Annotated in this window: 8 protein-coding genes; 4 read left to right on the plus strand and 4 right to left on the minus strand. The window is 48.0% G+C overall.

Annotated features, from left to right (window positions below; genetic code table 11):
* Positions 1-49: 49 nt before the first annotated feature.
* On the minus strand, positions 50-2,041 hold the full coding sequence (gene csrD / locus PG915_RS14125; protein WP_353497096.1) for an RNase E specificity factor CsrD: 1,992 nt from the start codon (positions 2,039-2,041) through the stop codon (positions 50-52).
* A gap of 221 nt (positions 2,042-2,262) precedes the next feature.
* Positions 2,263-2,811: a single-stranded DNA-binding protein gene (locus PG915_RS14130; RefSeq protein ID WP_112459523.1), complete on the minus strand. Its 549-nt coding sequence runs from the start codon at positions 2,809-2,811 to the stop codon at positions 2,263-2,265.
* 286 nt (positions 2,812-3,097) lie between these two features.
* Here PG915_RS14130 and PG915_RS14135 point away from each other — a divergent pair, with 286 nt between their 5' ends.
* The 4 genes from PG915_RS14135 to PG915_RS14150 all read left to right on the plus strand — a co-directional run bounded on the left by PG915_RS14135 (position 3,098) and on the right by PG915_RS14150 (position 9,665).
* Complete coding sequence (locus PG915_RS14135; RefSeq protein ID WP_353497097.1) at positions 3,098-3,748, plus strand: LuxR C-terminal-related transcriptional regulator; 651 nt, start codon at positions 3,098-3,100, stop codon at positions 3,746-3,748.
* A gap of 218 nt (positions 3,749-3,966) precedes the next feature.
* Complete coding sequence (galU, locus tag PG915_RS14140) at positions 3,967-4,836, plus strand: UTP--glucose-1-phosphate uridylyltransferase GalU (protein WP_353497098.1); 870 nt, start codon at positions 3,967-3,969, stop codon at positions 4,834-4,836.
* A gap of 153 nt (positions 4,837-4,989) precedes the next feature.
* The gene (uvrA, locus tag PG915_RS14145; protein ID WP_353497099.1) at positions 4,990-7,818 is read left to right on the plus strand and encodes an excinuclease ABC subunit UvrA; all 2,829 of its coding nucleotides are present in this window, start codon (positions 4,990-4,992) and stop codon (positions 7,816-7,818) included.
* A 68-nt stretch (positions 7,819-7,886) separates the two neighbouring features.
* The gene (locus PG915_RS14150; RefSeq protein WP_353497100.1) at positions 7,887-9,665 is read left to right on the plus strand and encodes a PglL family O-oligosaccharyltransferase; all 1,779 of its coding nucleotides are present in this window, start codon (positions 7,887-7,889) and stop codon (positions 9,663-9,665) included.
* Positions 9,666-9,717: 52 nt separating this feature from the next.
* Here the strand turns inward: PG915_RS14150 and PG915_RS14155 are convergent, their stop codons facing one another.
* Together PG915_RS14155 and PG915_RS14160 are read right to left on the minus strand one after the other, a co-directional pair.
* On the minus strand, positions 9,718-10,371 hold the full coding sequence (locus PG915_RS14155) for a general secretion pathway protein GspB (RefSeq protein ID WP_353497101.1): 654 nt from the start codon (positions 10,369-10,371) through the stop codon (positions 9,718-9,720).
* Positions 10,368-12,080, minus strand: coding sequence for an ExeA family protein (locus PG915_RS14160; RefSeq protein ID WP_353497102.1), 1,713 nt, complete (start codon positions 12,078-12,080; stop codon positions 10,368-10,370). The genes PG915_RS14155 and PG915_RS14160 overlap by 4 nt, the downstream gene beginning before the upstream one ends.
* Positions 12,081-12,083 lie beyond the last annotated feature (3 nt).

The raw sequence follows: 12,083 nt of genomic DNA on the forward strand, positions 1-12,083 counted from the left end.
GCTTGATAAAAAATAAGCGCCCTTAAGGCGCTTATTTTTTGACTCACCGTTAGGTTCGCTTCCAGCGATTACGGCGCCCTGGTTTAATCGATGTGGTTTTGGCCTGCGCCTCTGGCAGCAAGTGGGTCTCAGCTGCAAAGTAGCGCCCTTGACCACCTTTGACACCAAGGTCTATTAACGTATGCCACTCTTTCTTGGTCTCAACACCAACGGCTATAACTTGGGTAGGTGCATCACCACACGCCCCCACCATACTGCGCACGAACAATTGGTTCTCGTCGCGCTGATCGATACGCTTAACCAAGCTGCGATGCAGTTTCAGGTAATCCACTTTCAGATCTTTAATGTAGTGAGTACTGACGATCGAGCGACCCGCCTGACCAACGATGACGGTACATCCCAAACCAGACAGCATTTTCACTACCGGACGGATGTAGTCCAAATGCTGCACTAAGCGCGCCTCAGAAAACTCAAAACTAAGCTGACTGCGGACACTGACAGGCAACTGCAGTAGCTCGTCCCTGAACCACTTGAAGTAGTTTTTGTTAGCAAAGGGCACCACATATACGTTAATCGACACTGGCAGAGTAATCTTACCCTGCTTAATGCTTCTGAATACTTTACCTAACACAGCGCGATCGAAATTAGACTCATAGCCCACTTGCAATAAAGCTGAGTGGAAGCGAGAGGCTTTGACGGTGCCTCGCTCTGGATCATCGATACGTGCAAACAGTTCTTTGTGCAGCGGAGCGAGCTCTTTGCCCTTTTCATACAAGTAACAGGGCTGAGCATAAATCAGCAGATTTTCAGGCAGCAGTGCACGGTCAAATAACGTACGCCAACGAACACTACCGCGCTCGTCAAACTTCTGAACTTGTTTTTGGAAGCGGCTCCAGTTATTCACTTTTTGCAGCTGCGCACTCTTAAGCGCCGTTTCCGCCTCTTCCATAATGCGTCCGCGACGCTCACCTTCTGAGTACATACTCACGCCAATGTGGCACCAGTTGTCTTCATCCAAAGGAACCGGCGGCGGCGCTTTCTCCATTTGACGGATGCACTGACTTGCCAAGGCGGCGACATCTTTAGAGCTTTGATGGGGAATAAATATGGCGAAGTCTGCATCGTAATAGCGAGAGAAAATCGCATCGGGGTATTTTTGTACCGCTTGAGACAGCACTTCCCCAACTTCAATGAGAAAATCGTCTGCCTCAGATTTTCCAAGCTTCTCTTGTGCTTGATCCCAATCTTCGATACGGAACAAGATCACGCCACCTTGCGCACCACTCTCTTGCAGAGCAGACTCTAACTTACTATCAAACAGAATTCGGTTGGCACTGCCTGTAAGAGGATCTAAAAACGTCTGGGTGCGGATAAAGGTGTCAAAACGGCTACGTTCTTGACGCGCATCTTGCAGCTCTTCAATCAGAATATCTAACGCCTCACTGGCGGTGTACGGCCATTCACGCTCATCGCCTTTCGCGTATTGTTCAACTCGGCCGCCGAGGATCATCCTTCCTCGCTCTTCCAAAAGCTCTGAGCCAACGAGCTGCTGGCGAAGCCATTTTACCCCTTGCATCAAACAAAATACGATGAGGCCAAACGCGAGTGTCACCGACCACATCGCTTCAAGGGAGTAGCGCACATCAAGATAAGGAGGCAATGCAACAAACTCGACACGATAGCCTTCGTTTCGCTCGAGATCGAAGCTTTGCTCGTACACTATGGTTCTGTCGAGCATCGGCGAGGTATTTTTATAACGATAAACGACGCCAGCTGAAGACTTCAGCTGCATTTCAATAATATTGCTGGCTTGCAGCATTTTGGGCATCCAGCGCTGCATCATGTAGGCGGCATCGGGATCCTCAAGCTCTTTATCGATGACCTTTATGATCCCTGTAAGATGATGATTGAGATACTCTTGTCCCATACGCTTGATGGACAAGGTACCACCCACGAATAGAATAAAAACCGCACTCATTACAATGACTGTAACAAAAGCGACCAAGCGCGTGCTCAGTTTTAGAGTGGGGGTTTGCCTCATAGTTTGCCAAAGTCCTTTTTGAACGAAGTGTCGCTATCGCCTGCCAATTATCAAGAGTAAAACAGCCAGGCAGCTGATTGTTTGTTATATCAAATTTAGCCAAAACCGTTAAGTCACAAGCCATGGCAGGGTTCTAAGAAACAAAAAAAACCGCGACAAATGTCGCGGCCTTTCAGCATCTGTACTGTGAATAGGCTTCACTGCGCACAAGGGTGTTCGATTTAGAACGGAATGTCGTCATCGAAGTCCATTGGTGGCTCATTGTATTGTGGCTGCTGTTGAGCAGGCTTTTGTTGAGCGGGTTGTTGAGCTGGCTGTTGAACTGGTTGTTGTGGCTGACCCCAACCTTGCTGTTGCGGCGCTTGCTGCTGCATGCCACCTTGGTTCATGCCACCTTGCATAGGAGCACCACCACCTTGACGGCCACCTAGCATTTGCATCACACCGTTGAAGCCTTGTACTACAACTTCAGTTGTGTAGCGGTCTTGACCATTTTGATCTTGCCATTTACGAGTCTGTAGTTGACCTTCAATGTATACCTGAGAACCCTTTCTTAGGTACTCACCAGCCACTTCCGCTAGCTTGCCGAATAACGCAACACGGTGCCACTCAGTTTTCTCGCGCTGTTCACCAGTCGCTTTGTCACGCCACGATTCCGAGGTCGCGATTGTAATATTCGCCACGGCACTGCCGTTTGGCATGTAACGAATTTCTGGGTCGTTACCTAAGTTACCCACTAGAATGACTTTGTTTACTCCACGGCTTGCCATGTTTTGCTCCGTAACCACAGTGTGTTTTAAAATAGCCCAGTAGGATACCATGAACCCACAAGACAGCAACAGCGCTTATGTGAACTATCCTACAATCCCAACTCGGTGTTTGAATATAAGTCTAGCGCCGAAATTTCAACCCATCTAGGCACACCGCCCACCTTATACACATATCAATTACTTAAAATAGTTTAAGTCTCTCTCATTTCGTGCTGCCAACACTAGCCGCTCACCCATATATACACCAACATGCACATTAATTCAGCGATAAAAATTATTAGTGACGATGAGAAGAAACAGTTACAAACGCACCATACAACACGTCAGCCTCGGTCAAGATCTCGAAGTTACCGAACGAATTGAGGCGCTCTCCAATCTTTGCATTAATCCTATCGAAACCATTGAACCCCAAGATCTATTGAACGCAGCGACAGGACCTAGAAATCGAATCTTACTGTTTGACTACGAAGAATCGCTAGATCTATTTAAGCAGGTATTGAACCTCCCCCTTGCCAGCAAAAACTTTGAGACCATTTTGATCAATGTACCTCACCGCTTAACCACTGAAGAGATCCTCAAGTACGGCCATTTAAAAGGGCTGTTCTACAGCCATGAAGATGGCAATAAGATTACTTTTGGCTTCGGTGAGATAATTAATGGTAAAAACTGGCTGCCAAGAGATGTCGCCAGTCAATTACTGCACCACTATCGATACGTGGTTTCTGCTAACACGTGCACGACCGTGGTCGACTTAACCTCTCGTGAAATTGAGATTCTGCGTTGCTTGCAGTCAGGTGCCAGTAACCTAGAGATATCTGGAGACCTCTACATTACCGAGTCAACGGTCAAGTCACACTTGTATCAGATATTTCGCAAGCTATCGGTAAAAAATAGACTGCAGGCCATCGCCTGGGCCAATCAGCACCTATTGTCTTGAATGGCTTTTGTCTTCATCGATTACTGCCTTATAAGCTTGTCATCGTTTAGGCTCTCGATTCACAAATAACTCGCTTTTTTGCACTCGATCTCTTTGTCTGTATGTGAACCGAACTTCACAACATTTCTACTGTCATAACCGCTCGTTAGTCTGTAGACTTAATCCCATTCGCCACAGTTGGCAATGAATTCAAACGTATAAAGATAAAGGGTCTTATCATGATTAAGAAGTGCCTATTCCCGGCAGCGGGTTATGGAACTCGTTTTCTTCCGGCAACGAAATCGATGCCAAAAGAGATGATGCCAGTGGTGAACAAACCACTGATTGAATATGGTGTAGAAGAAGCTATTCAGGCTGGTATGGACGGCATGTGCATCGTAACGGGTCGTGGCAAACACTCCATCATGGATCACTTTGATAAAAACTACGAACTTGAGCACCAAATCAGCGGCACCAACAAAGAAGAGCTACTGGTTGATATTCGCGATATCATCGACTCTGCACAATTTACCTACATTCGCCAGCGCGAGATGAAAGGTCTTGGCCACGCGATCCTGACAGGTCGTGAGCTCGTCGGTGACGAACCTTTTGCCGTTGTATTAGCTGATGACCTTTGCGTCAACGAAGACCAAGGCGTATTGGCGCAAATGGTAGCGCTATACAAGCAGTTCCGCTGCTCAATCGTTGCTGTACAAGAAGTACCGGAAGATGAAACCCACAAATACGGCGTGATCTCTGGCGAGATGATCAAAGATGACCTGTTCCGTGTTGATGACATGGTAGAAAAACCAGAACAAGGTACTGCGCCAAGCAACCTTGCCATCATTGGTCGTTATATCCTGACTCCAGATATCTTCGAGCTGATCGAGCAGACTGAACCAGGTAAAGGTGGCGAAATCCAAATTACCGACGCTCTTCTTAAGCAAGCGAAAGCGGGCTGCGTATTGGCGTACAAGTTCAAAGGTCAACGTTTTGACTGTGGTAGCGTAGAAGGCTACATCGAAGCGACAAACTACTGCTTTGAAAACCTATACCTAAAAGATGAGAAAGCCGCTGAGCTCGGTAAGCACGCGACAAAAAAAGCATAAGCGAATTTCAAGTCTATAATCATTGAATAGAGCGCGACGTAATTTCACTACGTCGCGCTTTTGTTTTTGACCTGTTTTTTTATCCAGTATTTCTTTGCACAAACTTCACACTATGTAATACTTGTCACACTACGTTTTACATGAGTGGCAATAATGGACAATATCGAAGTTAGGGGTGCTCGTACCCATAACCTGAAAAACGTCAACCTGACAATTCCTCGCGACAAACTCACAGTGATCACTGGCCTATCAGGCTCTGGCAAGTCATCACTCGCCTTCGACACTCTTTATGCCGAGGGGCAACGTCGCTATGTGGAATCTCTGTCCGCTTATGCAAGACAATTTCTATCCTTAATGGAAAAGCCTGATGTTGACCATATTGAAGGCCTGTCACCAGCGATCTCAATTGAGCAAAAATCGACATCTCATAACCCACGTTCCACGGTAGGTACAATCACCGAAGTCTATGACTATTTAAGACTGCTTTATGCGCGTGTCGGTGAGCCGCGCTGTCCTACTCACAAAGTGCCACTTGCAGCCCAGACGGTCAGCCAAATGGTCGACAAGGTGCTCGAGCTGCCGGAAGGCTCAAAGATGATGCTACTGGCGCCAATCGTCAAAGAGCGCAAAGGTGAGCACGTCAAAACATTAGAAAACCTTGCCGCACAAGGCTTCATTCGCGCTCGTATCGACGGTGAAACTTGCGATCTTTCCGATCCACCCACCCTAGAATTGCATAAAAAACACACCATTGAAGTGGTCGTTGACCGCTTTAAAGTGCGCGACAATTTACAGCAACGTCTTGCTGAGTCATTTGAGACGGCACTGGAACTCTCTGGCGGTATTGTCGGCGTAGGTTGGATGGATGAACCCGAGAAAGAAGACATTATCTTCTCAGCGAACTTTGCATGTCCATATTGTGGCTACAGCCTGCAAGAGCTGGAACCGAGACTGTTTTCTTTCAACAACCCAGCGGGCGCTTGTCACACCTGTGACGGCTTGGGTGTACAGCAGTATTTCGACCCAGAGCGTGTGATCGTTGATGACAGTTTAAGTATTGCGGATGGTGCGATTCGTGGCTGGGATCAGAAGAACTACTACTACTTCCAAATGCTGACCTCGCTCGCCAAACATTATGACTTTGATTTGTTCGCGCCATTTAACTCGCTGCCTAAAAAGATCAAAGACGTGGTTTTGACCGGTTCTGGCCGCACTGAAATTGAGTTCAACTACGTCAATGATCGTGGTGATATTCGTGTGAAACGCCACCCATTTGAAGGGATCCTCAATACCTTAGAGCGTCGTTATCGTGACACCGAATCCAACTCAGTAAGAGAAGATCTCGCTAAGTACATCTCGACCAAGTCTTGCGGCACTTGTGGCGGTACTCGCTTACGTGAAGAAGCGCGCAATGTGTTTGTCGACGATACCACGCTGCCAGAAATCGTTGAGATGAGCATCAGCGAAGCGATGGACTTTTTCAAGTCTTTGCAGCTAGAAGGACAGCGTGCTCAGATTGCCGAGAAGGTCATGAAAGAGATCAACGACCGATTGCACTTCTTGGTCAACGTTGGACTGAATTACCTCAACCTATCACGCAGCGCAGAAACACTTTCAGGGGGTGAAGCTCAGCGTATCCGTTTAGCAAGTCAAATTGGTGCTGGTCTCGTCGGGGTGATGTATGTACTGGATGAGCCGTCCATCGGTCTCCACCAGCGTGACAATGAACGCTTACTCAACACCCTAACCCACCTGCGTGATTTGGGTAACACCGTATTGGTGGTCGAACACGATGAAGATGCTATTCGCACCGCTGATCACGTCATTGATATTGGCCCTGGAGCCGGTGTACATGGCGGTTCTGTGGTTGCCGAAGGCACTATCGACGATATCGTTGCTTCTGAACAATCATTAACTGGTCAGTACCTCAGCGGTAAGCGTGAAATTGCGATTCCAGAGCATCGCACACCAATGGATCCGAAAAAAGTGGTCACCCTACAAGGTGCGACTGGCAACAATCTGAAGAGTGTTGACCTCACTATTCCTGTAGGCTTGTTTAGCTGTATTACCGGCGTTTCTGGCTCAGGTAAATCAACATTAATAAACGACACCTTCTTTAAGATCGCCCACACTCGGCTTAACGGGGCAACGACTGCCGAGCCTTCACCATATAAGAAGATTGAAGGTCTAGAGCATTTTGACAAAGTAATTGATATCGACCAGAGCCCTATTGGTCGAACACCACGCTCCAACCCAGCGACTTATACCGGCATCTTTACTCCAATCCGTGAGCTGTTTGCTGGTACTCAAGAAGCACGCTCTCGCGGCTACAAACCGGGGCGCTTCAGTTTTAATGTTCGCGGCGGGCGCTGTGAAGCATGTCAGGGTGATGGCGTAATCAAGGTAGAAATGCACTTCCTCCCAGACGTGTATGTGCCTTGTGATGTATGTAAAGGTAAGCGCTACAACCGTGAAACCTTGGAAGTACGCTATAAAGGCAAAACCATTGATGAAGTGCTGCAGATGACGGCAGAGGATGCGCGTGAGTTCTTCGACCCAGTGCCTGTGATTGCCCGAAAACTGCAAACCCTAATGGATGTGGGTCTGTCGTACATTCGACTTGGTCAAGCTGCGACTACCCTATCAGGCGGTGAGGCACAACGTGTCAAACTAGCACGCGAACTTTCTAAGCGTGACACAGGTAAAACCCTCTACATTTTGGATGAGCCAACCACTGGTCTTCACTTCCATGATATTGAGTTATTGCTTTCGGTACTGCACCGTTTGCGCGACCACGGCAATACCGTTGTCGTCATTGAGCATAACCTTGATGTCGTTAAAACGTCAGATTGGGTGATTGATTTAGGCCCAGAAGGCGGTCAGGGTGGCGGCCAAATCATTGCAGAAGGGACACCAGAAACTGTGTCCCAAGTCGAAGGTTCGCATACCGCACGCTTCCTAAAACCTATGCTAAAAGGGTAAATTAGAGCATTATCACGGGAGGCCAATGTTGGCCCCCGTTATTTTCTTGGATTTTACTCGTCACAACTATGGCTATCATTCATACCAATGGCACTGAACTAGAGCCGATTAAGGTTCGCCCGCCACTCAATCGCAAGTTTATGACCGCTATGGCGGTGCTATTTCTCGTTGCGACGCATTTCTTTTGGCCTAATCCAGGCGGAACTGGGCTAGCGCTGTCATTCAATAACACAGCTTGGATAGCCTTCGCATTCGCGTTAGGGATTGGCCTGTATCAGCTTGGTACTAACCAAGCCCTTAAGTACAGCAAACTGACTGTAGGTCTTGGGCTTGCCTGTCTATTAATGAGCGCTCCACTACTCTACAGCCACCCTGATATTGAATCGGTAATGCCACGATTTATCGGCTTATGGAGTGGATTTTTACTGTTTGTGTTATTGCAGCAGTTTCAGTTTACCAATAAGCAAAAGCAGCGCTTACTGTGGTTGGTGGTACTCGCTGCCGGTATCCAAGCGCTGTTCGGCTATGTTCAGTATTTCCTTCTTAGCGCTAACAATCCATTAGGGTACGACGTACTAAGCAATCGCCCGTATGGAATTTTCCAGCAGCCTAATGTGATGGCGAGCTTTCTAGCGACCAGTTTTGTGCTGTCCGGCTACTTGCTCGCAAGACAAAAACACAAATACAACTGGCACATCAGTGATGTCTCTATTTTGTATTTAATGCCAATCATAGTATTACCTCTAGTTGTCGTTCTCGGCTCTCGTACCGGTTGGATCGGAGCAATGGTTGGCTTCATCTTGCTGGTACCTTACCTCTATCGCCACTCCACACGGAAGCGCTTTAGAGGCTGGACACTGGCAGCTCTAGCCGGACTAGCTTTAGGCCTACTGATGGGTTTTGCCAATTCTGGCAGTCAGAGCCTGATCACCAAAAAGGCTCAACTAGAAGATATCCGCTCAACCATCTACGGCCAGTCACTGGATATGCTGATTGAAAAACCGTTTACGGGTTACGGTCTGGGAAAGTTCGAATCTGAATACTTGATTTATACCGCGAGGCAGCATCAACTCAATGATAGCTTTGCCCCTGGGATACCTGCACTTGATCACCCTCACAACGAGCTTCTGCTATGGGGTATCGAAGGTGGATTGCTGCCGATTCTAGGGATCTTACTGGCCGCGCTGTTCGTATTGAGTCGTATCTATACTGCCAAACCCGGTACTCGACTAGCGATTTTTGCTCTATTTGTGCCTATCTTTCTGCACAGTCAATTGGAGTACCCATTTTATCACTCGCTGATCCACTGGATCACTTTCGTGCTATTGATTTACTGGGTCGACCAACGCACACCAAGGCTTAAAAGCGTCTCTTTCAGCAGTATTACTAAAACCACCTGCCGAGTATTTTCATTACTGATACCAATCCTGGTCAGTGTCTATATGGTCGCGGCCTTACACACTAACTATGTACTTACGCAGTTTGAAAAGTCACAGCCAGTGAATGCGAGTCTGTTAGAAAAGGTTTCGAATCCAGTAGTATGGAAAGATCGCTATCACTGGGATCTCTATAGCACCTACCTCAAACTTGGCTTATCCACCAACAACCCTGAGTACATACAGCCTTACATTGATTGGTCTGTGGAGGTCATTAAGAGCAAGCCAAGACCTGCTTTTTATCGCAATTTAATTTTGGCCTATCAAGGCAGCGGCGAGATAAATAAAGCGCAGCAAGTCCTTGCTGAGGCTGAATATCTTTTCCCGCAGCAAAGCTTTGGATTGGTTACGGTAAAACCTGTTAGCCATGCTCAAGAGACGCAATCTCAAGCCGAGTCTCAGAATAAGTAGCCGAACAGATAGAGACACCAAAACGCTCGCTAGATAAATCTAGCGAGCGTTTTTATCCTCCCCACTCATAGAGTGCGGGAATATCTATGATGTCGTTGTCAAAACGAATAGTCACCGACTGAGGTTCAATCGCCAGGAGTTGAATAGAGTTTAGACGGTCACCCTCTTGAAGCTCTTGACCATTCACCTTTATCCATCGGCGATTAACATCGGAAGAATACATATGAGTTTGGAAGTTGAGCGCGGGTAGCCGTCCGCGATAACGGGCCTCACTGCTTTCAAGAGCAATGTGGTCGGCGTTACGTAATCGCGGATCGCTCGGCTCATTATTCATCGCTGCTGCGACCTTACGAGCGATTTCTGGATCCAAACCCGATAAGTCTAGGTCGTCGAGCCCAAACGGTTCGTCACTACTATTTTGCGTTGTAGCATTTTGAGCTGTAGCTTGGCGACTTTGTGTGGAGGCCGGTACCACAACCTGCTGCCCTAATGGTTCATTTAAGTCCGAATCGGATGCCACAGTGACTGCGGATGACACTGGCAAACTCACTACCGTCGATGATTGACTGCGTTTTGGCAATGGCTTTAATTCGCTTAGCTCTGGGTATGGTAATACGCTATAGCTATTCTCAACCTCTGGCTGCGCCATCAAAGAGTGCGAAACAAGTGTGGCGACGAGCAGGCTTAGGGGCTGGATACGACTCATTGTAAGGCCTCCTGCGGCTCATCAATGTTTAACCTTGGTTCCTTTAACGTGGATGCGCTTAATGTTGGCGCATCAGTTTGTGTCATCAATTCAAGCTTTTTCAGTGTATTGCGCCCTGCAATGCCGTCTACATCCATCTTTTGCCAACGTTGGAACAGCTCCACTTTTCGCTCTAAGGCTTTATCAAACACATCGCTTCCGGACGCAGGCTCACCTAAGACTTGAGATAGCTTGCTGTCCAATATAGCGACCTGCTCTCCCCGTTGGTTCAAACGCAATGTGGTGTAGATATCACGCTGCCAAATTGAGTAGTACTCACCTGTCCACAAAGCTTCTAACCAACTCTTTGACATCACAATACGCTCGCGACCATTGAGGACTTCCACCTCATCGCCTCTGACACGATAAAGCACCACATAGCTTTCATCGCCCAAGTGATACAGCGGCATTACCACAGGCAAATTCTGCTCTATGATTTGTCCTAAAGTGCCAAGATATTTCTGACATTGGAATAAACTGTTTGCACCTGACTCACACATGCCATCTAGCACACCTGCTTGGTAGCCCCATACCGCGTAAAGCTCTTGGATAGCCGCAATCTTGTCATCACGCGCAAACAGCGATTGTAGCAGCTCTACTGGATAGTCAGTTTGAGTACGAAGGTTCTGAACTACGGACGCGGGAACAGGCTCGGTGATTGCTGCTGGCTGAGAAACTGCACTCTCGCTGGCAACTTGCTGCGTTTTGGTTAGTAACATAGTTTGTTGAGCCCATGACAGTGCATCGGCGCCCTTCCAGTAGAGCCCGGCAGCAACGCTAACACCCAGCAGTGCGGGAAGTGCATAGCGGCTAATAGCTTGTCGCAGCTCAGATTCTTGCGCGCTGTTGCCTACCCCTGGCGCTTGAAACGACAGAATATCCTCACACGCTTTTTGAGCCGTCGATTTCGAGACGCGCTTTTCACCCGAGTGGTAGGCGTATTGCAGCGCCTTATCACTAATGAGGTTAATCAATCGAGGGATACCTTGACTCGCTTTATTGATCACCGCCACTGCAGATTTACTGAACAGCGATGCGTCGCCACCTGCGGTAGATAAGCGAAATTCAATATATTGGCGCGTCTCACCTTCAGATAGTGGCAAGAGATGGTAACGCCCGGTAATACGCTGCGCGAGCTGACGAAGCTGCGTAGTTCGCAGTTTCTGTTGCAACTCTGGCTGACCGATAAGAAGTACCTTAAGCAGCTTACGGTCATCCGTTTCTAAATTCGTAAGCAGACGAAGCTGCTCAAGCACTTCTGCCGATAGATGCTGCGCTTCATCAATGACCACCAATGTGTTGATGCCCAGCTGCTCATTGTGCTGCAAGTAGTGGTAGATAGCTTGGCTCAACTGCTTTAGGGAGGCTTGCGGCGGATAGTCGATGGAAAACTCATCGCAAATGGCCTCAAGGAGATCTTGGCTAGAAAAAGTGGGATTAAGGATCAGTCCCGACGCGGTTTTATCATCTAACGACGCCAGCATGGCTTTCGCCACTGTGGTTTTTCCGGTACCGACTTCGCCTGTGAGCATAGCAAAACCGCCGCCTTGCCCAAGTCCGGCTTGCAGATGCTGCATCGCTTCACGATGGCGCTGACTCAAAAACAAGTAGCGTGAGCTAGGTACAATCGAGAACGGCACTTCTCGAAAACCAAAATAATCCTTATACATGGG

Origin of the sequence: Vibrio sp. CB1-14 (genome assembly GCF_040412085.2) — a bacterium.
GTDB classification, from domain to species: Bacteria; Pseudomonadota; Gammaproteobacteria; order Enterobacterales; family Vibrionaceae; genus Vibrio; species Vibrio chaetopteri.